The 21,805-nt window shown below is 61.8% G+C and carries 20 protein-coding genes; 11 read left to right on the forward strand and 9 right to left on the reverse strand.

Annotation, left to right across the window (positions count from 1 at the left end; genetic code table 11):
• Positions 1 to 19 precede the first annotated feature (19 nt).
• Together ACFVSJ_RS10585 and ACFVSJ_RS10590 are read left to right on the forward strand one after the other, a co-directional pair.
• Positions 20 to 961 (forward strand): LysR family transcriptional regulator, encoded by a 942-nt coding sequence (locus ACFVSJ_RS10585; protein ID WP_387436650.1) that lies wholly within the window; start codon positions 20 to 22, stop codon positions 959 to 961.
• Positions 962 to 1,474: 513 nt separating this feature from the next.
• Positions 1,475 to 2,980, forward strand: coding sequence for a CoA-acylating methylmalonate-semialdehyde dehydrogenase (locus tag ACFVSJ_RS10590; protein ID WP_387436652.1), 1,506 nt, complete (start codon positions 1,475 to 1,477; stop codon positions 2,978 to 2,980).
• 53 nt (positions 2,981 to 3,033) lie between these two features.
• Here ACFVSJ_RS10590 and ACFVSJ_RS10595 read toward each other — a convergent pair whose 3' ends face one another.
• Complete coding sequence (locus ACFVSJ_RS10595; RefSeq protein WP_387436654.1) at positions 3,034 to 4,608, reverse strand: PucR family transcriptional regulator; 1,575 nt, start codon at positions 4,606 to 4,608, stop codon at positions 3,034 to 3,036.
• A gap of 125 nt (positions 4,609 to 4,733) precedes the next feature.
• On the opposite strand from ACFVSJ_RS10595, the gene ACFVSJ_RS10600 reads away from it, so the two are divergent.
• On the forward strand, positions 4,734 to 6,092 hold the full coding sequence (locus ACFVSJ_RS10600; RefSeq protein WP_387436656.1) for an aspartate aminotransferase family protein: 1,359 nt from the start codon (positions 4,734 to 4,736) through the stop codon (positions 6,090 to 6,092).
• A 10-nt stretch (positions 6,093 to 6,102) separates the two neighbouring features.
• On the opposite strand, the gene ACFVSJ_RS10605 is transcribed toward ACFVSJ_RS10600, so the two are convergent.
• From ACFVSJ_RS10605 to ACFVSJ_RS10625, 5 genes are all read right to left on the reverse strand, one after another.
• Positions 6,103 to 6,972, reverse strand: a complete 870-nt coding sequence (locus ACFVSJ_RS10605; RefSeq protein WP_387436658.1) for a ThuA domain-containing protein — start codon at positions 6,970 to 6,972, stop codon at positions 6,103 to 6,105.
• Between the two features lie 712 nt (positions 6,973 to 7,684).
• On the reverse strand, positions 7,685 to 8,242 hold the full coding sequence (locus ACFVSJ_RS10610) for a hypothetical protein (protein ID WP_387436661.1): 558 nt from the start codon (positions 8,240 to 8,242) through the stop codon (positions 7,685 to 7,687).
• A 202-nt stretch (positions 8,243 to 8,444) separates the two neighbouring features.
• A complete protein-coding gene (locus tag ACFVSJ_RS10615; protein WP_387436663.1) occupies positions 8,445 to 8,870 on the reverse strand; it encodes a hypothetical protein in 426 nt (141 codons plus the stop codon).
• Between the two features lie 131 nt (positions 8,871 to 9,001).
• On the reverse strand, positions 9,002 to 10,246 hold the full coding sequence (locus tag ACFVSJ_RS10620; RefSeq protein ID WP_387436665.1) for an allantoate amidohydrolase: 1,245 nt from the start codon (positions 10,244 to 10,246) through the stop codon (positions 9,002 to 9,004).
• Positions 10,246 to 11,394: an FAD-dependent oxidoreductase gene (locus tag ACFVSJ_RS10625; RefSeq protein WP_387436667.1), complete on the reverse strand. Its 1,149-nt coding sequence runs from the start codon at positions 11,392 to 11,394 to the stop codon at positions 10,246 to 10,248. Before ACFVSJ_RS10625 ends, ACFVSJ_RS10620 begins: the two co-directional genes overlap by 1 nt.
• 123 nt (positions 11,395 to 11,517) lie before the next feature.
• Here ACFVSJ_RS10625 and ACFVSJ_RS10630 point away from each other — a divergent pair, with 123 nt between their 5' ends.
• Positions 11,518 to 12,393 carry a LysR substrate-binding domain-containing protein gene (locus ACFVSJ_RS10630; protein WP_387436669.1) on the forward strand — a complete coding sequence of 292 codons (876 nt, stop codon included), beginning with the start codon at positions 11,518 to 11,520 and terminating at the stop codon, positions 12,391 to 12,393.
• A gap of 250 nt (positions 12,394 to 12,643) precedes the next feature.
• Here the strand turns inward: ACFVSJ_RS10630 and ACFVSJ_RS10635 are convergent, their stop codons facing one another.
• A complete protein-coding gene (locus ACFVSJ_RS10635; RefSeq protein ID WP_387436671.1) occupies positions 12,644 to 13,096 on the reverse strand; it encodes a hypothetical protein in 453 nt (150 codons plus the stop codon).
• 249 nt (positions 13,097 to 13,345) lie between these two features.
• Between ACFVSJ_RS10635 and ACFVSJ_RS10640 the strand changes: the two genes are divergently transcribed.
• Positions 13,346 to 13,921 (forward strand): hypothetical protein, encoded by a 576-nt coding sequence (locus tag ACFVSJ_RS10640; protein ID WP_387436673.1) that lies wholly within the window; start codon positions 13,346 to 13,348, stop codon positions 13,919 to 13,921.
• A 44-nt stretch (positions 13,922 to 13,965) separates the two neighbouring features.
• Here ACFVSJ_RS10640 and ACFVSJ_RS10645 read toward each other — a convergent pair whose 3' ends face one another.
• Positions 13,966 to 14,343: a hypothetical protein gene (locus ACFVSJ_RS10645; protein ID WP_387436675.1), complete on the reverse strand. Its 378-nt coding sequence runs from the start codon at positions 14,341 to 14,343 to the stop codon at positions 13,966 to 13,968.
• Between the two features lie 257 nt (positions 14,344 to 14,600).
• Positions 14,601 to 15,602 carry a GlxA family transcriptional regulator gene (locus ACFVSJ_RS10650; protein WP_387436677.1) on the reverse strand — a complete coding sequence of 334 codons (1,002 nt, stop codon included), beginning with the start codon at positions 15,600 to 15,602 and terminating at the stop codon, positions 14,601 to 14,603.
• Between the two features lie 118 nt (positions 15,603 to 15,720).
• Here ACFVSJ_RS10650 and ACFVSJ_RS10655 point away from each other — a divergent pair, with 118 nt between their 5' ends.
• From ACFVSJ_RS10655 to ACFVSJ_RS10680, 6 genes are all read left to right on the forward strand, one after another.
• On the forward strand, positions 15,721 to 16,500 hold the full coding sequence (locus tag ACFVSJ_RS10655) for an NAD(P)H-dependent oxidoreductase (RefSeq protein ID WP_387436679.1): 780 nt from the start codon (positions 15,721 to 15,723) through the stop codon (positions 16,498 to 16,500).
• A 60-nt stretch (positions 16,501 to 16,560) separates the two neighbouring features.
• Positions 16,561 to 17,244, forward strand: a complete 684-nt coding sequence (locus ACFVSJ_RS10660) for an FMN-binding negative transcriptional regulator (RefSeq protein WP_387436681.1) — start codon at positions 16,561 to 16,563, stop codon at positions 17,242 to 17,244.
• Positions 17,245 to 17,307: 63 nt separating this feature from the next.
• Positions 17,308 to 17,673, forward strand: coding sequence for a cupin domain-containing protein (locus ACFVSJ_RS10665; protein WP_387436683.1), 366 nt, complete (start codon positions 17,308 to 17,310; stop codon positions 17,671 to 17,673).
• A 249-nt stretch (positions 17,674 to 17,922) separates the two neighbouring features.
• Complete coding sequence (locus tag ACFVSJ_RS10670; protein ID WP_387436685.1) at positions 17,923 to 19,413, forward strand: TIGR00366 family protein; 1,491 nt, start codon at positions 17,923 to 17,925, stop codon at positions 19,411 to 19,413.
• 123 nt (positions 19,414 to 19,536) lie between these two features.
• Positions 19,537 to 21,462: a propionyl-CoA synthetase gene (locus ACFVSJ_RS10675; RefSeq protein ID WP_387436687.1), complete on the forward strand. Its 1,926-nt coding sequence runs from the start codon at positions 19,537 to 19,539 to the stop codon at positions 21,460 to 21,462.
• A 113-nt stretch (positions 21,463 to 21,575) separates the two neighbouring features.
• On the forward strand, positions 21,576 to 21,805 hold a 230-nt coding region (locus tag ACFVSJ_RS10680; protein ID WP_387436689.1), incomplete at its 3' end, for an aldehyde dehydrogenase family protein.

A 21,805-nucleotide genomic window follows, 5' to 3' on the forward strand; every position in this document is an offset into this window, starting at 1 on the left:
ATTCATATAGAATTTTCCTATGGCACAGCTTTCGAGTGGATTGACGCTGCAGCAGCTCCGGTACTTCATTGAAGTTGCAGCAGAGGGGTCGATCTCCGCCGCCGCCGATCTTCTCTACGTAGCGCAGCCGACAATGTCCGCCGCGATGAAGGACCTTGAGGCCCGGGTGGGGCGTGCGCTCCTGGTTCGCTCAGCCCGCGGGGTAACCCTGACTGCCGACGGGGCAGAGTTCCTCGGCTACGCGAGGCAGGTCGTGGAGCAGTTCGCTCTCCTTGAGCAGCGCTACCTTGGCAGGCCACCGACGCGACGTCTGCTCGGCGTCTCAACGCAGCACTACTCGTTCGCGGTGGACGCCTTCGTCCGGATGGTCAAGGCCACTGAGGTGGCCGAATACGAGTTCTCGCTGCGTGAGTCCCGCACCTGGGACATCATCGAGGATGTCCGGACGCTCCGCAGCGAAATAGGCATCCTCTACCGGAACGATTTCAACCGGAAGGTCATCGACAAGCTGCTCCGGGAATCCGGGCTCGCGTTCACGCCGCTTTTCCTCGCTGATCCGCACATTTTCATTTCACGGAAGAACCCGCTCGCCTCAAAAGAGCGTGCGACTCTCGCCGACCTCGCCGGCTTGCCGCGGCTAACCTTCGATCAAGGTGCGAACAACTCCTTTTACTTCGCCGAGGAGATTCTCTCCACTTTGTCCAGCAAGCAGGAGATCCGGGTCTCCGACCGTGCGACGATCTTCAACCTCATGATTGGGCTCCACGGCTACACGATCTCGACGGGCATCATCAGCGGGCAGCTCGACCCGGAGATCGTCGCCATCCCGCTCGACGTTGACGAGCGCATCGAGATCGGCTGGATCGGCCACGCAGCGATTCCGCTCACCGACCAAGCGCAGCGCTACCTCAGGGAATTGCGGGCCGTCGTGGCTGAGTTCGGTGTAGCGCTACTCGACTGACTGCCGGCCTCAGCCCACCGGGTGGCCTTGGGAGCAGTGTGTTTCTCCTGGTACGATTTCGTGTCCCTGGATACACGTGCGTTCGGGTGGCTGGTGTTCATCGTGGCGCCGTATGAAGATACTGCTGCCCGTCCCTTCGACGCCGGCGTCTTCGCGCCGGAGCCATTCGCCGAAGTGTGTCCTGTGCGGCTTCCCTTCGCTGTTGTTATGGTGCTTCTGGTGCCGGAATGGACTATTCGCCATCGCTACCACGACTCTTCCGTTCCAGTGGCTGCCGGGCGCAGCTCACGTCCACAGGAGGATTCTAGGACCAGTCAAGCTGCGTCGAAAGGGCCATGCCTCTGTGCCGTAAGGCAACACTAGGCCGGTAGACGCGGCCCAGGTGCTTGTACATTTGTCGATAGGGGAAGCCACAAAGCAACAAATGTTAGGCGCTTTCGAGGTTCTCCAGCGGCTACCTTGGCTGTCAGGCCATCAGGCGATTCAAGCAACCACGTGAAAGCGAGAACAAGCGTGTCAGTCAACCAAGAACTTCCCGTGCTGTCCCACTGGATCGAGGGCGCTGAAGCACTTTCGTCCGGCGACCGCACAGCCCCGGTGTTCGACCCGGCCAAGGGTATCGAGACCAAGCGGGTGGCCCTGGCGGATGGCGCCGACATCGAGGCCGCCGTTTCCTCCGCCCAGAAGGCGTTTCCTGCCTGGCGGGACTTGTCCATCACCAAGCGCCAGCAGATCATCTTCCGTTTCCGTGAGTTGCTCAACGAGCGCAAGGGTGAACTCGCCCAGATCATCACGGCAGAACACGGCAAGGTCGTCTCCGATGCCCTCGGTGAAATCACCCGCGGCCTGGAGGTCGTGGAACTGGCAACAGGTTTCCCGCACCTCATTAAGGGCGAGCATTCCGAGAATGTCTCCTCCGGCGTCGACGTCTACTCCACTAAGGGCCCGCTGGGCGTCGTGGGCATCATCAGTCCGTTCAATTTCCCGGCGATGGTTCCGCTGTGGTTCCTGCCGATCGCCATCGCGGCCGGCAACGCCGTGGTGCTGAAGCCGAGCGAAAAGGACCCGACGGCGGCCAATTGGCTCGCTGCGTTGTTCACTGAAGCTGGCCTCCCTGACGGCGTGTTCAACGTCCTGCATGGTGATAAGGAAGCCGTCGACGGCCTCCTGGAGCATCCGGACGTGAAGGCCATTTCCTTCGTGGGTTCCACCCCGATCGCCCAGTACATTTACGAGACCGCGGCCCGCAACGGCAAGCGCGTCCAGGCCCTGGGTGGCGCGAAGAACCACATGCTGGTCCTGCCCGACGCTGACCTGGACCTCTCCGCGGACGCCGCGATCAACGCCGGCTTCGGTTCCGCCGGTGAACGCTGCATGGCCATCAGCGTCGTCGTCGCCGTCGAACCCGTCGCCGACGAACTGATCGAAAAGATCACCACCCGAATGGCCACGCTCAAGATCGGCGACGGCCGCCGCAACACCGACATGGGCCCGCTGGTCACCGCCCAACACCGCGACAAGGTGGCTTCTTACATCGACCTCGCCATCGAAGATGGTGCCAAGGTCGTCGTGGACGGGCGCGGCATCGAGGTGGATGGTCACGAGAACGGCTTCTGGCTCGGCCCCACCTTGATCGACGACGTCCCGGTCACCTCCCGCGTGTACACCGAAGAGATCTTCGGCCCGGTCCTGGCCGTGGTGCGCGTCAAGAGCTACGAAGAGGGCCTGAACCTTATCAACAATGGCGCCTTCGGCAACGGCACGGCGATTTTCACGAACGACGGCGGCGCGGCCCGCCGCTTCCAGAACGAGGTGGAAGTAGGCATGGTGGGCATCAACGTGCCCATCCCTGTCCCGGTGGCCTACTACTCTTTCGGCGGCTTCAAGGACTCGATCTTTGGCAGCTCCAAGGCCTACGGCCTGCAGGGCTTCCAGTTCTACACCCGCGAGAAAGCCATCACGTCCCGCTGGCTCGATCCCAGCCACGGCGGCATCAACCTCGGCTTCCCGCAGAACTAGCCTCCAGCAAGGGCCTCCGGCGCTCCCGCCGGAGGCCCTTCTTGGGTTTCTCCTCAGTCCTCCAGGAACTGCACGGCAGCGAACACTTCCAACCGGTCGCGCATGCTGTCCAGATTGAGCCCGAGGATCCTCCCGGCGGCGTCGATCCTGTTGCGCAGGGTGTGCCGGTGCACGCCCAAACGCCTGGCAGTCTGGTCCCAGATGCAGTTGTTGGCCAGCCACTCGCGAAGGGTGGCAAGCAGTTCTGTCTGCTCTGCTTCGTCGTGCGCGATCAGTGGCTGCAGCAGCCCGCGGGCCACGGGTCCGGCCTTTTCCTCGTGCAACAGCCCGAGCATGCCGCCTTCGGACAGCTCGGAAAATTCGACGGCGGACGTCCCCAGTTCGGTTGCCCGGCGCAGCGCACGGGTGGCTTCGTCAAGGGCCCCGGACAAGCCGTTCATGGTGGTCTCGGTGGAGATTCCGCATGCGCCGTGGCGGGTCAGTAACTCAAGCACTTTGTCCTGGTGGGCTCTTCCGGCAAGGACCACCAGCAGCTCACCCCGCAGGGCGTAGAACACCGCGCCCCGGTAGTCATCAGCGAGCAGTTCAAGAGCTTCGAGCAGATTCGGTGCCGGGTTCTCTTGGCGCGAAGCCGTCACCAGCAAGGGGTTGCGGGGGAGCTGGCCCCAGACCTGCTGCGCCGTTTTGTGTGCGACGTCGGTGCTGCCCGCCAGCAATTGCTCGAAGACGCCAGCGCGGAGGTGCCTGCGCGCCGTATCCAAGGTACGGGTTTGCTCCAGGGCCAGGCTTGCCAGGCCAATCACACTGTTGACGATGTCTGTCCGGGCCGGATCCAGCGGCTCGATCGCGCCAAGGACCAGCGCGCCGCGCAGGCTTCCCTTCCGCCCCAACGTCTGCAGCGTCACCGACTGGCCCCCGATGTCCAGGTGCGAGGCAGAACGGCTGCCAAGATCCAGCGCACGGCGAACCTTTTCCGTGACCTCAGCGGCCAGGTCCGAGGGGACGGGCCGGTTCCGGGGCATGCGCACGTAGTTTCCTGCGGCATCGTAGAGCGCCACCCAGCTGTGCAGTTGGCGTTCGAGTTCGCCCAGGATCGACGTCAGCCCGTCGGGGCGCAGCGCGGCGCGGGAGATGGCGCGCTGGGCCTGGAGCGACCATTCCGCGCGGGCGTGTTCTTCTTTGGCCAACTGGTCGGCGACGAACCGGATGATCGCGATGAACGGTGTGCGGTCCGGAACTTCGAGCAGCGGCAGGCCGTGGTTTCGGCAGGCTTCCTCGAGTCCCTGCGGGAGGATGCCGTGGATAACCTGCGTCGCGAAGCCCAGCCCAGCGATGCCATGCTCTGCCAAGCGCTTCACGTAGTCGGCGTATCCGCTGCCGTTCGCCTCGACGGGCGCGTGGGAAGCCGTGCCGCCCGCCGCCGTCGTACTCGATGTGGCGCCGACCGGAAACTGCGTGCCGTCGGTGAGCAGCAGTTGTCCTGCGTCGAGGAAGGGTGTGGGGTCTTCCAGGTCGGAGCTGTGGACCCAGCTGACCGGTTCGTCCAAGGTGGGGGAGTCGGGGCCCGGCGTGACCAACCGGAGTTTGAGTGCGCGGCTACGGAGCAGGACATTCAGGCTTGGTGGCATGGAGACCCTCGGGATGTAAAAACGTCGAATGGTGGTGAAGTGATTGTACAAACGTATAGGGCGGGCAGGTGCATTCACGGCGCAGGATGAAGTTACTCCCAAACCTTCCACCGAGAGGAACCCTCATGGTCGCCAGCCCCGCAGCCTTGCTCGCAGCAGACACCAGCGCCGACGCCCCAGCAGCCATCACCAACGCCGAGGCCGTCGCCCTTGATCGGGCGAACGTGTTCCATTCCTGGTCGGCGCAAAAGTCGCTCAATCCCTTGGTGATCGCCGGCGGATCGGGCTCCACGGTGTGGGACCACGAAGGCAACACGTACCTGGATTTCTCCAGCCAGTTGGTCAACACCAACATCGGCCACCAGCACCCGAAGCTCATCGCCGCCATCGCGAAACAGGCCACGGAGTTGGCCACCCTGGCGCCTTCGCACGCCAGCCACGTCCGCGGCCAGGCAGCGGCGAAGATCCTCTCCCACGCGCCGGCGAACATGGAGAAAGTGTTCTTCACCAACGGCGGCGCGGACGCCAACGAGAACGCCATCCGCATGGCCCGCCTGCACACCCGCAGGGACAAAGTCATCTCCCGGTACCGCTCCTACCACGGCAACACCGGAGCCGCCATTGTCGCGACAGGTGACTGGCGCCGCATTTCCAACGAATACGCCCGCGGACACGTCCACGTCTTCGGCCCATACCTGTACCGTTCCGAATTCTGGGCCGAAACCCCGGAGCAGGAAACCGAACGCGCGCTCCACCACCTGCGCCGGACCATCCAGGCCGAGGGTCCCCAGTCCATCGCCGCCGTCTTGCTGGAAACCATCCCCGGCACCGCAGGCATCATGGTCCCGGCGCCCGAATACCTCCAAGGTGTCAGGGCCTTGTGCGACGAATACGGCATCGTCATGATCCTCGACGAAGTCATGGCAGGCTTCGGCCGCACCGGCGACTGGTTCGCCCTCGATGCCTTCAACGTCACCCCGGACCTCATCACCTTCGCCAAAGGCGTCAACTCCGGCTACGTCCCCGTCGGCGGCGTCATCATTTCAGGCGAGATCGCCGCGACCTTCGACGAGCGGGTCTTCCCCGGCGGTCTCACCTACTCCGGCCACCCCCTCGCAGCCGCTTCCGTCGTCGCGTCGATCGAAGCGTTCGAGGAAGAAGGAATCGTCGAAAACGCCGCGGTCATTGGCCGGGAACACCTGGGCCCCGGCCTGCGCGCCCTCGCCCAGAAGCACCATGTCATTGGCGACGTCCGTGGACGCGGCGTGTTCTGGGCCCTCGAACTCGTCCAGGACCGCACCACCAAAACACCCGTCACCGCCGAATACATGGGCCGACTCAAGGCCGAGCTCCTCCGCCGGGGCCTGCTGCCCTTCCTGACGGACAACCGCATCCATGTGGTCCCACCCGCCGTCGTTACTGCAGAAGAAGTGGCCGCGGCACTGGACATCTACGACCAGGCGCTCACCGCCGTCGCTTCCTGATGGTCGCGCATTACCCTTCCCGGTTGTAATAGGGCCACGGCAGGAATCGGCGCTCGCCCCGCCTGTCGGGGCCTTCGAGCGTGACTTTGCCCGTGGCTGCCCACTCGACGCCGCGGGGGAACATGCTGATGAATTCGATCCGCCGGAAGGTATCGATGTCGTGCCCGATGGTGATGGTGAAGCTGCGGCCGCTGCCGTAGTTGTTGATCCAGGCCAGCGGCTGCAGCGTGTTGATGCCGGGAAGGCCGGCCGGTCCCTCGGCGGGGATGGCCACCGGATAGTGGGACATGGGCCACCTCGGTGCTTTTTCGTAGGACTCCAGGTCGTCAAACGTTGAGAGAAGCACTGACGCCCCTTCGTGCAGTTCCACCCCGGTCAGGATGTCGTCGCCCGTGACCGTCCAGGTTTGGCTGATGCCCTCGGTGATAGGGTGGCGCGGATCGGCTGTCTGCAGCAGTGCCTCGCCCCAGGGGCGCGGGCGCAGTCCGGTAGCTACGCTCAGCTTGGCACCGCGCATGGTGTTGTACTCCTCCGGGTAACCCCAGTCGTCCTCCTGGACGGCTGAACCGTGGAACCAGACCATGCCCTTCCCGTCCTCGCGGACGAATTTGAGCAGTGCGGCGTCGGTCTCCGCCCCAAACCCTTCCGCCTTTTCGTGGTAGCCGTCGCGGCCCTCGAACACCACGATCACAACGTCGTATTTGTCGATAACACTTGCCCCCAGCCCGCGGGGGTCCTCCACTACCCGGACACGGAACCGGCCGGTATCCTCCAGCACCGTGGTCAGCCACTGGTTGTGGGAACGGAAACTGCGGAACTCGTTGTCGTGCTCGCGGGTCATGTGCCCGGAGAGGATGAGGGCGTTCAAGATGTCGGCCATGACGGTGTTGCCTCGCTTCCAGATGTTTAGAAGAAAGCATACAAACTTATGCGAGAAAAAGACATAACATTTTGACTGTCCACGTATGGCGGTACAGAACCACCTCCGCGCGGCCGAGCAGGTATGCACTGATACCTCTTCAATTGCCACGGGCGGAGGAGCAGCATTGGGAGACGCAGGTAAATCGCTAGGGAGAAAGTCGAAATTCTCATGTCTTTTCGAGCATCCGGGGTTTTGGCTGTGGTCGGTGGGCTCGCATGGATCACAAAGGTCTGGCTGATCTGGATGAACGGTGGAACTGGAACAACCAGTGAGGTCGTCGGGCTCCTCTTCGTAACTGGTGCTGTCTGCATCGCGGTAGCGGGTGGGCTAACAGCCTGGCGTCTGGCGGCCGGAAGAAGTCCGTGGCGGCGGATGTTGGCGTTGATTGCCGCTTGCGTCGCACTGTTGGCGTTGGTCGATCTTCCGATTCTGGTCGGATGGTGGATTCTTGGCCCTGTGTGGATCGCTGAGGAACTAGGAATATTGTTGACTTCCCTGCTCGCACTCGTGGCCGGAACGTACTGGATAGTTCGAGGACCCCGTGACCGGGGCGCAGTGGTGACGACCGTTCGCGGCTAGGAACCAGGCCCAGGATTGCTTCCGTCCAGCGCTCGACGGCGGTCGCGTCCTCTGGTTGGTGCGTCGCCGCCGTCGACGCCGGGCGGGTATGTCAGGACCCTGTCCACCGGCGGAGGGTGCTGTTCACCAGACCCACCATGACGGCCGTCCACCGACATGCCTGTGACACTCCCGTAGCGATAAAGAGTCGCAGCCGGAGCCGCCGGCCCAGTTCACCGAAGCGCGTCCGTTCCGGAAGGGACATCAGCTGGTGCATTGCCGGGCCGATGCTTAGGCCGTTCAACATCAGGGCCAGGACGCAGATCAGTTTGATACAGGTGGCCGGGTTGGTGAGGTCTGGTTCGATGAGAGCACCTGAGGCGAGCAGGAGCGCCAGCCCGCCCCAGATCAGGGGCTTCGCTGCGGTTTCCAGCCTGCCAGGATCGTGAATCTTGACCCTGCCCAAAAGCCAGAGGAGTCCCAGCCAGTCAACTACCAGGATGGTGCCGAAGGCCAGAACAAGGGCAAGGATGTGGATTGCGAGTCCGATGCTGTGAAGCCCGGGTCCACAGTCAAGGAACTGTCCGATCAAGATGGAGTCAACCCAGCCGACGAGGCAGAGGGCCGCTGAGAGGGCAAGATCCAGTTTAGTCAGACCGACAGGGACCACCGGTGTTGGGTCGAGAAGAGTGGGGCCGGACCGGGCCGGGCGGTTTGCAGGCTTCGCAGTGATCTCGAGCAATCCCGTGCTTTCTGTTCTGATGGAGCGGTGGGCGTGCTGCCCACCATCCATAGAAGTGCTGAATCATCGGGATCGTGACGTTGGTGCCAGCGGTTCTTCTGCCCAGCGCTGTTCCGGGCAGTGCCGCTGCTTAGTTCGGAACCTCCAGCTGGAAGCCGCACCGGCACCGCAACACGGTGGTTGCGACGTTCACCACTGCGGGCTCCTCGTCGGGTTCTTCGGTCGAGAGCGGCGCGTAAATGCTCTTGATGTTGGAGCCGGCGACCGTCATCGTTTCGCCGCAATGGAAGTAATCGCCGCCGAAGCGAAGGAGCCCTTCCAGGGATTGTGTTCGGTTCAGGATGGCCGCGACCTCGCGGAACCTGGCCCTGTGTTGGTAGTTGCCTTGGCATTTGCGGCATAAATATCCGACGTGGACGTAGAGTTCACCCGGATGCGGGGGCAAGGACTCGATCGATTCGATGGCAACATTTTCGTCGGATCCGCAATGCAGGCATCCGAGAGGGCGCGAATCGTGGGTCAGCTGGTGAAAGCTTGGACCGCTAATCCCATACATGGTGGCTCCGTGGGTAGGCGGGGCTGGCCGGTCAGGGTCTGGCAGCAGGACAAATTCCTTGTCCCGACACCAGAAAACAACTACTAAGGCACCTTAGCAATACTTTGCCGTCCAATATGAACGGATTGGTGTCAGTTGCTGAGTTGGGCGAGGGCGTCGGCCAGGGCCTGGGCTCCGGTTTCGGCGTCTTCGTCGAGGACGTGTTCTTCGGGGGAGTGGGAGATGCCGCTGGGGTTGCGGACGAAGACCATGGCCGTCGGGACGTAGGGGGAGAGGACGCCGGCGTCGTGTCCGGCGCCGGTGTCGAGGATGGGTGCTTCGGGCAGGGCGAGTTGCAGTTGTTGCTGGAGGCCGGGGTCGAAGTGGACCGTGGGGCTGAGGGATTCCTCCCTGAGTTCTACGGTGCAGCCTTCCTCTGCCGCGATCAGCTGCGCCTGGGCGTGGATGCTTTCGACGAGGGCTGCGGTGATCGCGTCGTCCGGGTGGCGGACGTCGAGCCAGAAGTCCACGCGGGAGGCGATGACGTTGGTTCCGCCGGGGACGGGTTGGAGCCTGCCGACGGTGGCGCGGGCGTGTGGTTGTTCGCGGGCGGTGTCGCGGATGGCGACGACTATGCGGGAGGCGGCGACCATTGGGTCGTGGCGGTCGACCATCAGCGTGGTTCCGGCATGGTTGCCTTGGCCGTTGATGCTCAGGCGCCAGCGGCCGTGGCCGAGGATGGAGGAGGCGATGGCGATGGGCTGGTCGAGGTCGATCAGGCCTCGGCCTTGTTCGACGTGCAGTTCCACGAACGCGCCGATGCTGCCCAGCAGTTCTTCGTCCTTGCCGACATGGCGGGGGTCGAGGCCGTTGGCTTGGGCGATGTCGGCGAAGGTGTTGCCGTCGGGGTCGCGGAGGTTGCGGGCTTTGTCGGGGTCGATGGCTCCGGTCATGAGGCGGGATCCGAGGCAGGCGACGCCGAAGCGGGAGCCTTCTTCTTCGGGGAAAACCACGACGGCGAGTGGCCGGGTGGGTGTGGTGCCGCGGTTTTTGAGGATGTCGACGGCGACGAGTGCGGAGGCGACGCCGAGGGGTCCGTCGAAGGGGCCGCCGCCGGGGACGGAGTCGAGGTGGCTGCCGGTGACCAGTGCGTTGGTGCGGTCTTTGATGGGGGTGTCCCACCAGGCCCAGATGGCTCCGTTGCGGTCGGTTTCCACGGCAAGGCCACGCCTGGTGGCTTCCTGGATGAACCATTCGCGGAGGTCGAGTTCTGCGGTGGAGTAGACGGGGCGGGTGTAGCCGCCACGTACTGGGTCGGTGCCCAGGTTGGCGATGTCGGAGAGCAGTCCGGTGACCGTTGCCGTCGTCGTGCCTGTCTGGTTGGTGAGGCGCGTCATTAGTGTGCTCCTGCTGCTGTGGCTTGGGTGGTGAGGCGGAACTGGTTCGGGACGGTTCCGGTGCCGGTGGCGAGGTCCGCTGCGAACTGGCCGATGAGCGGGGTGAATTTGGCGCCGTGGCCGGAGCAGGGGGAGAGGATGGTGATGCCCTCGGCCCGGTCGATGATGAAGTCTTCGGTGGGGGTGTTGGTGAACAGGCAGGTGGTTTCCGCGTACGGTTCGGGGATCAGGCCTGGGAGGTATTGTGCGACGTATTCAGTGACGCGACGGCGGTTCTCGGCGCTGATCCGGCCGTCCTGGTCAGCTGCGGAGGGCAGGATTTTGCCGCCGTTGTATTCGGCGACTTTCTGGCCGCGGAATCCTGCGTCGCGGCCTCCCGGAAGGCCGTAAGCTTGCCAGCCTTCGCGTTTGTGGATGAAGGTGGGCCAGGTAGCCGGGTCGGTGTCGTCGATGTAGGGGAAGTGGTAGGCCTGTTCCTGGCGGACTTCGATGTGGGGCGTGGTCGCGAGGAAGCCTGCGGGCAGGGCCAGGTTTCCGAGGAGTTGGGGGAGCCAGCCACCGGCGGCGACGATCACGTTCGCGGCCTTGACCGCGCGGGCGTCCTCGGAGGTCAGGACGTAGTCGCCGGGGGGTCCTTTGATGGATGCGACGGCCCAGTTGGTGTGGAGCGCTGCGCCGTGGGTCACTGCTTGGTCGACCATGGCGGTGACGGATTCGTGGGCGTCGATCACGCCGGCGCCGGGGTGCCAGAGGACGTCGGTGTCGAAGGCGATCTGGCCCCACCGGTCCTGGGCTTCCTTCGCGGTCAGCAGTTCATGCTCAATGCCACGTGCCTCGAGGACTGCCGCGAGGCGTTCGGGTTGGCGGACCGAGCCGTAATCGACGGCACCGTGCGGTGTGATCAGTTGCTTGCCGGACAGGCGGGCGAGTTCGTCCCAGCCGTTCTTGGCTTCCTGGACCAGCCTGGTGTAGAACTCGTCCGGGTAGGCGTAGCGGAAAATCCGTGCCGAGCCGTGGGAGCTGCCCGCGTCATTGGCTGGAGTGCTGCGTTCCAGGAGGGCGACGTCGTGGCCGCGGGAGGCCAGTTGCCAGGCCGTGGCTGCGCCTGACAGGCCGGCTCCGACAACGACGTATTCGAACGATTCCATGGGTGTGTTCCTTGTGCTGATTCGTGGAGGGTTGCTTGCGCTGTATCCAGTTACTCACCCGGGATTGCGCTGCGTCCAATATCATTTTTGTAGGAATTATTAACGTCAATCGAAAGAATTAAGATGGAACTCAGGCAGCTTCGGTACTTCCTGGTCGTCGCGGACGAGCTTCACTTTGGTCGGGCGGCTGAACGCTTGCACCTGACGCAACCGCCGCTGACAGTTGCCATCCGGCGGTTGGAGAGTGAGCTCGGGGTGCAGTTGTTTGACCGGACCACTCGCCGGGTCATGCTGACGCCTGCCGGTGAAGCATTTCGGGGCCGGGTCCAGGGTGCCGTGGCCGAACTGGACGACGCCGTAGGAGATGTGGCCAGCGTGGCAGCGGGCACCAGTGGCCGGATCAAGATCGGGTTCGTCAGCTCGGCCAGCTACACCACCATCCCCGAAGCGATCCGCACCTTCAGGCAGCTCAGGCCGCGGGTGGAATTGGCACTGAGTCCACTCACCAGCGGCGAGCAAATCGAACAACTGCTCGACGGCGAACTGGACCTTGGGCTGGTCCGCGACCCCGGGGAGGTTCCCGGCTTGGGCATGGAACTGATTGTGGCCGAGGACCTGGTAGCCGTGGTGCCCCAAGAGCACTCGCTGTCATCGGCCGCAGAGGTCCGGCCGCAGGATCTGGAGGGCGAACCGATGATCCTGTTCCCGTACCGGCTCATGCCAGGCTTCGTCGCCCGCGTGGGGCGACTGTTCGAGGAAGCGAAGTCCCCGCCGAACGTGGTCCAGCAGGCCATACACCAGGAAACCGTCCTCGGTTTGGTCGCTGCCGGACTCGGGATCTCGATCCTCCCCGAATCCGTACGACGCTTCCAGATGCCCGGCGTCGTCACCCGCCCCATCACCGGGCGCCCCCAAACGGCGCTGTATGCCGTGCGGGGAGCCATCACTTCCCCGGCTGTTGACGAATTCCTGAACTGCCTGCGTGGCGGGTCGGCGTAGCCCTGGGGTTTTCCCGCAGGCGAGGGCCGCGGAGGGTTTTTGGTGTGACAGGCGGCTGATTTAGTGGACTTGTGGATTCAATAGGCGCAAAGCGCCAAGGGCGGGTTCCGTGGGCAGCATTCGGACATCGGTGATCCCCTGCGTTTGCAGTGCGGATGTAAAGGCTTCTTGCACAGGTCTTAGTTCATGCCGATGCCACGACCGAGGATCACGGGTCCTTGGATTCCGAGTTGGCGCGATGTGGAAACGGTCATGTCTGCCCGGCCGCTGCCCGCCTCATGATCGTCTGCTGCTGCCTTAACGACATGCTTTGCCTGTTTGGCCCAAAAGTTCCGCCTCGTCCCTCTGTGAACAGTTCAAAGCCGAAAGCCTCGGATGGGACTTTTGGGTGCATGTGTACGGCCCGTCTCCACGGGCTGCCGATACTTTTGGCGACTTTCCATTCACCTGAACAAGAGTATCGATCCTGTTTCAGGTTGTTCGATGGTGTCCATGCATCGAAGAACCCTCCGGGAACATCAGGCCAGTCAAAAGTTCCGTCGTCGCGGAATTCCAGGTTTGTTGAAGTGTCGTCGTGGCGGCTGAGCCACCGCCCGATGGCCATTTCGTCCTGGAGCTCTTCTTCGGGCTGGATGATCGGAAGATGGAGCGCGCAGCCACTGAGAGGAGACAGTGTTGCTGCTGCGCCGGCAACCTGGAGCACGTCTCTCCTGGTGGCCCCATGACCGACTACTGCGCATTCCCCTTGCTCGCTGCCCATAATCGCACGGTGTTCATTGCTGTCCGAATGACAGGTTTCCCGGGATGGTGTTGGGCTTTGTCTCGTGATGGAGGCCAGCACGCCACTCCCTCAGCATCGCGAGCAGCATGGAGGATGTCTCGCTGTACCTGCGGGGTATCGCATGCCAGGAGAAAGCTGGCCGCAGTTCCTTGGACACCGCAGGGTCTTGCCATGAACAAGCCGATAGCCGAATCGACCGCGGCCATAGAAGAGCATCTCCTGCGACTGGACAGGCCTACACTGCAGTTGCTGAATCCAGGAATCTCCAGCGAGCTCGTTGCCACTGAACTCACCCAACGCGGACTTCACGCAGGGGAGGACCTGATCGCTTTGTTTGCTTGGCGCAATGGGACGCGAGCCGGCCCAGCAATACTGCTGGATGATATGTGGCTGATGCCGGGGTACTACCTTCTCACCTTCGAGGACGCCCTCCACACATACGATAGGTTCGTCAACGAACACGGGGAGAACCGTTTATGGTTTCCTGTCCTTACGACTGAATCCGGATGCTGGGTCTTCGTCGATTGCTCCAACGCAACCGATCAGCCGGTGTACCACTTCACCTTCGAAGACCCTGACCACGAGCAGCGGCACAGTTCGATCAAAGACATGCTTGCCGGCATTGCTGAAGGCTTTGCACGAGGTGTGTTCTTCGTTGATGCCGACGGCTGGTTCGACATGGATGACGACGCTTTCTGGGCACTTGCACGGGAGCTCAACCCCGGCTCAAGCTACTGGATCGAATAGCCACAGGCAGTCAGTGGCTGTGCGGAAATCTGGTACATGGGTCCCTAAGCCGGCCAAGGCTCCGGGCTGCGCCACCGGGTAAAGAACCCGCCGGTTGCCTCAGGCGAAGATTGGTCGACAGGCAGCCACTCCGTGGCGACTTCGCACCCAGCCTGGTCGCACGCCTGCTCCGTCATCGGCCCGGTCGGATGATCCAGGTAGTCACTGACCTCCATCCAGATGGCGTAGGCAGCGCCACCGTGGTTGGAGTCGAGGAAGTCTGTGATGAACTGGTTGGCGTTGTCGATCATGATGTCGTAAGTGCGTGGGCCCTCTGGTTGGAGGACTTTCATGGCCACTTTGGACATTGCATCCAGGAACCGTGCTTCAAGCACTGAATCGTCCACCGCGTTCTCCTTGAGTTGGGTGCGCGGAACGTTCACTTCCTTGCCTGCTGCGTGGCCCTCACGGAATTGGGTTTGAACCCGGAACTACCGGCCGGGGCGCACGACAGCCAGAACGCTGACCCGTTGAGATGGCTCATCATCAGCCGCCCTGTAAGCCCAGTCCTGGCCGGCGACAGGGTCCCTATCGTTGTTATCCACGATCATGGCCCTATTCTGGTCTGCGAGGCCATGACCTGTCCCCTTGCATGCGGTTCCAGACTCGGTGGGAATGCAGCTTTACGGCCCTTAATCCGTTACATGGAGATGTTTTCCAGCCGTGCCGGCCCGCGGAAAGTGCTTCGGTAGGCCTGCGGAGTTACCCCAAGGGTCTGACGGAACAACAGCCTCATGGCCGCGCCGGTGCCAAACCCGGCTTTCTCCGCTACACGGTCCACAGTCAGGTCCGTGGTCTCCAGCAATTCACGTGCACGCTGAATGCGTTGTTCGCCCAACCACTGCATGGGCGACACACCTGTTTCCTCGCGGAACTTCCGGGTAAATGTCCTCTTGCTCACGGCGGATGATCTGGCCAACGAGTCCAAGGTCAGGGGCTGATCGAGGTTCTGGAGTGCCCAGTCGCGGGCACCGCTGACGGTCGATGACTTGGCTTCTGGAACCAACCGTTGAATGTATTGTGCCTGGCCGCCCTCTCTGTGCGGCGGAATGATCGTTCCTCGGGCCACAGCGTTTGCGACCGCTGCCCCGTGGTCGGAACGGATGATGTGGATGCACAGGTCGATGCCGGATGCAACGCCCGCTGAGGTCAGGACGTCACCACCATCCGTAAACAGGACATCGGGATCGAGATCCACTCTCGGGAACATGCGCTTGAAGTCGGGGGAGTTCTTCCAGTGGGTGGTTGCTTTTTGGCCGTCGAGGATTCCGGCTGCGGCCAGCACGAAAGCGCCGGTGCAGATCGATGCGATGCGTGCGCCCGGTCGAATCTGCTTGAGCGCCGCTTCCAACTCGGGAGTCAGAATTCCTTGGGTCCTTGGATCGTAGTCCTCCAGTGACGCCGGAATGATCACTGTGTCGGCGGTGCGCAGTACCTCGGGTCCGTTTCTGACCTCGAGGGTGAAATCTGCCTGGGCAAGCACGGGTCCGGGCTCGACTGCTGCTGTAACAACTTCGTATAGCGGTTCGCCTTCGGGTGACCTGGCTTGACCGAAAAGACGGTGCGGAATGCCGACTTCGAGAGGGATGACGCCTTGCCTTAAGAAGACCACGACCTTATGTGGTGTAGAGCACGAGTACATGGCCCGATTCTTTCACATTGTGGCTCTAGGGTCACTGGTTGGTTCTTTTCGCCCAGAGCATTCTTGATATATCGAGCCGCAAACGGGGCTTCGAACAAGCTTCAGAAAGGGGGCTGGCGTGAAGATTCTGTGGGTTATGGCATCCCCCGATCGGTCTTCGTTGACCAACGCTTTGCAGGAAGAGGGACTGCGTGCCCTGAAGGAAGCGGGCCACGAGTACCAAGTTTCGGATCTGTACGGAATGCGTTGGGAAGCAGTGGTAGGGCGCGATGACTTCGGTCAAGAGGCAAGCCAGCCACTCATCGTCACCACTTCGTCCGAGCGGGCCTACACACAAGGGACTCTGTCAGCGGACATCGTCAAAGAACAGGAAAAGCTCGATTGGGCCGATGCCGTGGTCTTCTCGTTCCCACTCTGGTGGTACGGAATGCCAGCCATTCTTAAAGGCTGGTTTGACCGGGTATTCGTCCAAGGCTACGCGTACAGGGTCAAGGATCCCGCAGATCCCAGGCGCACACTGCGGTACGGCGAAGGAAACCTCGCCGGCAAACGGGCTTTGGTGCTGGTTTCATGTGGCAGCCCGGAGGCAGCCGTGGGACCGCGAGGCATCAGTGGCCAACTCGACGAGGTTCTTTTCCCGCTGCTGCACGGGACGTTGTGGTACACGGGAATGAGCGTCCTGCCTCCTGTTTGTATTCACAATGCCGACAGGATCGACGAGGAAGGCTTCCTCGCAGCAGCCGACACCGTTCGCGCCGCGGTCCTGGATCTGCCGACAACAGAGCCAATCCCTTACCGCTACCAGAATTTCGGCGATTACGAGCATGGCTCCCTTCGCGAAGATCTCCTTCCAGGGCAGACGGGGCTAAGCATCCACACTCTTACACCTGTTGGGTGATTTCCCGACGCACTCCGCCCAGAACCAAGACGAACAAACCAGCTTCGAAAACGAGAAGAAATGTATCAACCACACGAGTTCCGGGACGACGACGCAGGGCGTGCCTACGCACACATTGGTCGGAATCCGTTCGGCATTCTTGTCTCTGGACAGGGAGAAAGCCTCGCTGCGACCCATATCCCGTTCCTGCTTAACGACGACGATGCGCCATCTGGCCTCGTAGGTCATTTCGCGGTTCGAAACGAAGCCTTGGCTGGTTTGGAGGACGGTTCACCGGTCATGGCTATTTTTCCGGGCCCGCATGCCTACGTCTCACCGACGTACTATCGAGCCGAGAAGGCCGCACCGACGTGGAACTATACAGCGGTCCACCTTCACGGCATCTACAGGAGAGTCGATTCCGACGGGCTCCGAACGATTCTCGAACGTTCGGTAGAGACGTTCGAAAACGGACGCGCCGAGCCGTGGCAGCTGGATAACCTTCCAAGCGCAGCCATCCGGTCCCTGGTGCGCGCCATCGTGGGCTTCCGCATCGAAGCGACCCGCATTGAGGGTGGATACAAACTGAGCCAGAACAAACTGGCAGAAGACATGGTTTCCGTGGAGTCGAGGCTCCGGAGTTCAAGTCGTGCAGGTGACCACAGCCTTGCCGAGGAAATGCGCCGTACCGGTCTGAGCGGGCGAACGAGTCCGCCCAGTACGGATCCCAATCGTTGGCTGGGTCCACTCGAAGACGTTGTGTGACCGGCCCTCACAGAAAACTTCCGATGACACGGATGTCATCGGATGACAAACAAGGAGAAGAAGATGAATTCAAAGGTTGATGTGCGCGTGCCCTTCGCTGTACAGACAGCGGACGTGGAACTGCAGTTGAAAGATTCCTTCCCGGGGGAGGTCCTTGCCGGCAACCCTGCGCTCAAGGCCCAACTGATCTGGGAGAGCCCGGACGGTCAGCAGTCGAGGGGTGTCTTCGAGGCCGAGCCCGGAACGTTTTCATGGAGTTTCGCCTGGGACGAATTCTTCGTCATAGTCTCGGGACGCGCCACCGTCGAGACATCCGAAGGGGAAATCCTCGAATTGGTCCCCGGAACAGCGGGCATTTTCAAGGCCGGAGACCAGACGACGTGGACGATCCACGAGACACTGCGCAAGGGTTTCCACAAGGGCCTTTAGCCTCGCAGAAGGCGGCAAGAGCAGGAGTTCAGACCAGTCCTGCAACACCCGTGGAGGAGCATTTCGCTCGTCCACGGGTCACCACCCACTCAATTCCCCATCCAGATGCGTCAGGTTTCGCCGACCTTCCAGCTGGATCGCGGGCCGATGGAGGGACAGATGTTCCGGTTTTCCGGCGGCTCGCCCCATCAGAACTTATGCAGATGCAATGACGCGTCTCGACAACAGTCAACGAAAGAGTGACCTCTCATGTCAGTAACTCAAGCCGGGAAAGATGCCGCTGAGTCTCCTAAACCGGGGGCAGTCGGTAACGGAATCTCCGATGAACGCTCCGCAACGCGTCTGCAAAGACTCGCCTTGCGGGTCACCAATTGGACGGAGCGTTGGTTCCCTGACGCCTACGTCATAGCACTGATCGCACTGGTTGTTGTTTGCCTGGCGGCTTTGTTCATTGGCACCTCGCCCACGACGATCGTGTCGGCGATTGGTGATGGGTATTGGAACCTGATTCCTTTCACCTACCAAATGTCCATGATTGTCATCACTGGCTTCGCCCTGGCGACGTGCCGTCCGATCCGCCGGGGAATCGAGCGACTGGCGAGGATTCCGAAAACAGGCCAGGGTGCCGTTGCCTTCGTTGTTTTGGTCAGTGTGACAAGTGCCTGGGTAAATTGGGGCTTTGGTTTGGTGCTGAGCGCCTTCACGGTCATGGCCCTCGCCCGTCGTACCGAACTGCGGATGGATTTCCGGGCGGCTGCAGCCGGTGGTTTGATCGGAAACGCGAGCACGTGCATGCTTGGCCTTTCGTCATCGGCTGCGCTGTTGCACGCCTCGCCCTCCAGTATCCCCAAAGATTTGTTGCCCCTCTCCGGTGAGGTGCCACTGACGGAAACAGTCCTGTTGTGGCAAAACCTCGTCGTGGTAGCTATCGTCTCCGTCGCGGCGATTGCCATTGCGTACCTGACAGCACCCCGCGGAGAGGCAGTGCGGACAGCAGGTGACTTGGGCATCGACGCAGCCAAGCTTGGCCTCGATAAGGACGACGAAGTGTCGAATCGTCCCGGTGATTTCCTGTCCAACAGCCCCCTCCTGACGATCGTCATCGGGTTTCTTTCCGTGGCCTGGATTGTCACCAAGATCGCCGATATCGGGCCGCTGAAGGCAATTTCGAACGTCAACAACTACATCTTCATCTGCCTTATCCTTGCCTTCCTCCTGCACTGGCGGATCCGCCGCTTCCTGAAGGCCATATACAGTGCGGTTCCGGCCATCGGTCCGATCCTGATCCAGTTCCCGATTTACGCAGCGGTCGCTTCGGTCATCATCACGGCCAAAAACGCTCAAGGATATTCAGTGGCTACCTACTTGGGCGACTTCTTCGTGACAGTCGGTGGTGAACATTCTCTGCCGTTATTGGTGGGTCTTTACTCGATCGTCATGGGTCTTTTCGTCCCTTCGGCTGGAGCCAAGTGGATCCTTGAGGCACCGTACATCCTTCACGCGGCAAATGAATCTCACTCCCACGTAGGTTGGATGATCAACGTCTACGGTGGAACCGAGGCCACGGCCAATCTCTTGAATCCGTTCTTCATGCTGCCGTTGTTGGGCTTGCTGCACCTGCGGCCCAGGAACGTTGTCGGATACACGTTTGTCTACTTCATCTTCCTCGCACCATTGATGCTGGTTTGCACCTGGCTCTTCAGCTACACGCTTGAATATCACCCGCCGATTCTTCCCTGACGGGCGGACCTGGCCCCTCCCTGGTTCCACCGGCGCCCCTGCGTTCCCAGCCAGTTCCGACAACGAAGCACGCGAAACGAACCGGGAAACCCCAAGACCAACCAAGAGAAAGGACGCAGGACAATGAAGTCCAGCGAATTGGTGCCCGATACCTATGCCGGCGTCTACCGGGCGAGCATGGCCCATCCCGAGAAGTTCTGGCTCGATGCAGCACAACTGATCGACTGGGACTCAGCACCCGTCGAAGTCCTCGACGACAGCCAGGCACCGCGTTACCGGTGGTTCCCCGACGCTCGTCTGAATACCTGCTTCAACGCACTCGACCGGCATGTACAGGCCGGCTACGGCTCCCAGGCAGCCTTGATCTTCGATTCAGCAATGACTTCGGTGAAGGTCACCTACACCTACTCGCAACTACTGGATGCCGTGGCGCTTTTCGCAGGGGCACTCCGCAAGAGAGGTGTAGTCGCTGGGGACCGTGTCCTGATCTACATGCCCATGATTCCGGAAGCAGTCATCGCCATGCTTGCCTGTGCAAGGATAGGTGCTGTCCACTCTGTTGTCTTCGGCGGATTCGCTGCCAACGAGCTGGCCAAACGGATAGATGACGCAGAGCCAGTAGCCATTGTGACCGCCTCCGGTGGACTGGAGCCATCCCGGCCCGTCGAATACCTGCCGATCCTCGATGCGGCGTTAACAATCAGCGGAGTCGATGTGCCCAACGTCATCGTGAAACTGCGACCCGGCTTCGATGCCAAAATCGCTGATTACGACGGCGGCGCGACGGCGTGGCTCGACTGGGACGAAGTTGTGAACGATGTTGCTCCAGCCGACCCGGTATCGCTGGCGGCGACGGATCCCCTGTATATCCTCTACACCTCGGGAACCACAGCGGCGCCGAAAGGCGTCGTACGTGACAACGGCGGGCACGCGGTGGCCCTGGCCTGGACCATGCGCAACCTCTACAACATCCGGAGGGGTCAAGTGTGGTGGGCGGCATCCGACGTCGGATGGGTAGTTGGCCACTCCTACATTGTTTACGGGCCCCTGTTGGCCGGCGCCACCACAGTGATGTATGAGGGCAAGCCGGTAGGAACTCCGGACGCTGGTGCCTTCTGGCGGATTATTTCCGAGTATCAGGTAGCGGCACTCTTCACGGCCCCGACGGCCGTGCGCGCGATACGCAAAGTTGACCCAACTGCCTCAGAACTGGCCAAGTACGACGTCTCCTCGCTCCAGACCCTGTTCCTGGCAGGGGAGAGGCTGGACCCGGACACCTACCAATGGGCGACCGAGGTCCTGGGCCGCCCGGTCGTTGACCATTGGTGGCAGACCGAAACCGGCTGGGCGATTTGTGCCAATCTACGGGGACTTGCTCCGATGGCAATCAAACCCGGATCGCCGTCCACACCCTGTCCCGGTTACGGGGTCGCGGTTGTGGATGAAACCGGTAGGCCCGTCGAAGCGGGGGCAGAAGGCAACATCGTCATCCGACTCCCGTTGCCGCCGGGTACCTTGACTGGTTTGTGGCGGAACGACGAACGATATGCCAAAAGCTATTTGTCCGTCTTCCCTGGTTACTATTCGACCGGGGACTCGGGCTACATCGACGAGGATGGCTATCTTTTCGTCATGGGTCGTAGCGACGACGTCATCAATGTCGCAGGTCACCGCCTCTCGACCGGAGCGATGGAAACCGCGCTTGCGGCACATCCTGCGGTTGCCGAATGTGCCGTCATCGGCATCCCCGACGAACTCAAAGGCCAGCGGCCCAGCGGCTATGTAGTCCTCAAGTCCGGGACAGTGATCGACCCAGAGACCCTCAAGAAGGAACTGATCACCAGCGTGCGAGCACGCATTGGAGCGGTCGCGTCATTCCACGACGTCACGGTCGTCCCGGCTTTGCCAAAAACCAGGTCAGGGAAGATCCTCCGTAAGACAATGCGCGAGCTCGTTTCAGACGAGGAGACCATCGTCCCTTCAACCATTGAGGACGCCTCGGTCCTGGAGGACCTGCGCCAACAATTGCGCACCGCCGGACAGCGCTGAACACTGCCGTCCCGGCACAAACTCTGAGTGGACCCTTTCACGGCGGCTCCTCAAGGCGATGGCGCACGCCCTAGACAACACATATTTTCCAAATCAACACAAAGGAGCTAGCAATGACTGGTTATGCACAGCCAGGTGCCGAGGGTTCGAAGGTGACCTTCAAGGACCGTTACGAGAACTGGATCGGCGGGGAGTGGGTTGCCCCGGTCAAGGGCGGCTACTTCGAGAACATCACGCCGGTGACCGGTAAGGCCTTCTGCGAAGTGGCCCGCGGTACGGCCGAGGACATCGAGCTGGCACTGGACTCGGCACACAAGGCTGCGCCGTCCTGGGGCAAGACCTC

The organism is Paenarthrobacter sp. NPDC058040, assembly GCF_042885775.1.
Classification (GTDB): Bacteria; Actinomycetota; Actinomycetes; order Actinomycetales; family Micrococcaceae; genus Arthrobacter.

What these genes read in the sequence shown, in the direction of transcription:
- ACFVSJ_RS10585 (WP_387436650.1), top strand. Translation starts at nt 20, where the DNA reads ATGGCACAGCTTTCGAGTGGATTGACGCTGCAGCAGCTCCGGTACTTC.
- ACFVSJ_RS10595 (WP_387436654.1), bottom strand. Translation starts at nt 4,608, where the DNA reads ATGCCACCAAGCCTGAATGTCCTGCTCCGTAGCCGCGCACTCAAACTC.
- ACFVSJ_RS10600 (WP_387436656.1), top strand. Translation starts at nt 4,734, where the DNA reads ATGGTCGCCAGCCCCGCAGCCTTGCTCGCAGCAGACACCAGCGCCGAC.
- ACFVSJ_RS10605 (WP_387436658.1), bottom strand. Translation starts at nt 6,972, where the DNA reads ATGGCCGACATCTTGAACGCCCTCATCCTCTCCGGGCACATGACCCGC.
- ACFVSJ_RS10615 (WP_387436663.1), bottom strand. Translation starts at nt 8,870, where the DNA reads ATGTATGGGATTAGCGGTCCAAGCTTTCACCAGCTGACCCACGATTCG.
- ACFVSJ_RS10620 (WP_387436665.1), bottom strand. Translation starts at nt 10,246, where the DNA reads ATGACGCGCCTCACCAACCAGACAGGCACGACGACGGCAACGGTCACC.
- ACFVSJ_RS10625 (WP_387436667.1), bottom strand. Translation starts at nt 11,394, where the DNA reads ATGGAATCGTTCGAATACGTCGTTGTCGGAGCCGGCCTGTCAGGCGCA.
- ACFVSJ_RS10630 (WP_387436669.1), top strand. Translation starts at nt 11,518, where the DNA reads ATGGAACTCAGGCAGCTTCGGTACTTCCTGGTCGTCGCGGACGAGCTT.
- ACFVSJ_RS10640 (WP_387436673.1), top strand. Translation starts at nt 13,346, where the DNA reads ATGAACAAGCCGATAGCCGAATCGACCGCGGCCATAGAAGAGCATCTC.
- ACFVSJ_RS10650 (WP_387436677.1), bottom strand. Translation starts at nt 15,602, where the DNA reads ATGTACTCGTGCTCTACACCACATAAGGTCGTGGTCTTCTTAAGGCAA.
- ACFVSJ_RS10660 (WP_387436681.1), top strand. Translation starts at nt 16,561, where the DNA reads ATGTATCAACCACACGAGTTCCGGGACGACGACGCAGGGCGTGCCTAC.
- ACFVSJ_RS10665 (WP_387436683.1), top strand. Translation starts at nt 17,308, where the DNA reads ATGAATTCAAAGGTTGATGTGCGCGTGCCCTTCGCTGTACAGACAGCG.
- ACFVSJ_RS10670 (WP_387436685.1), top strand. Translation starts at nt 17,923, where the DNA reads ATGTCAGTAACTCAAGCCGGGAAAGATGCCGCTGAGTCTCCTAAACCG.
- ACFVSJ_RS10675 (WP_387436687.1), top strand. Translation starts at nt 19,537, where the DNA reads ATGAAGTCCAGCGAATTGGTGCCCGATACCTATGCCGGCGTCTACCGG.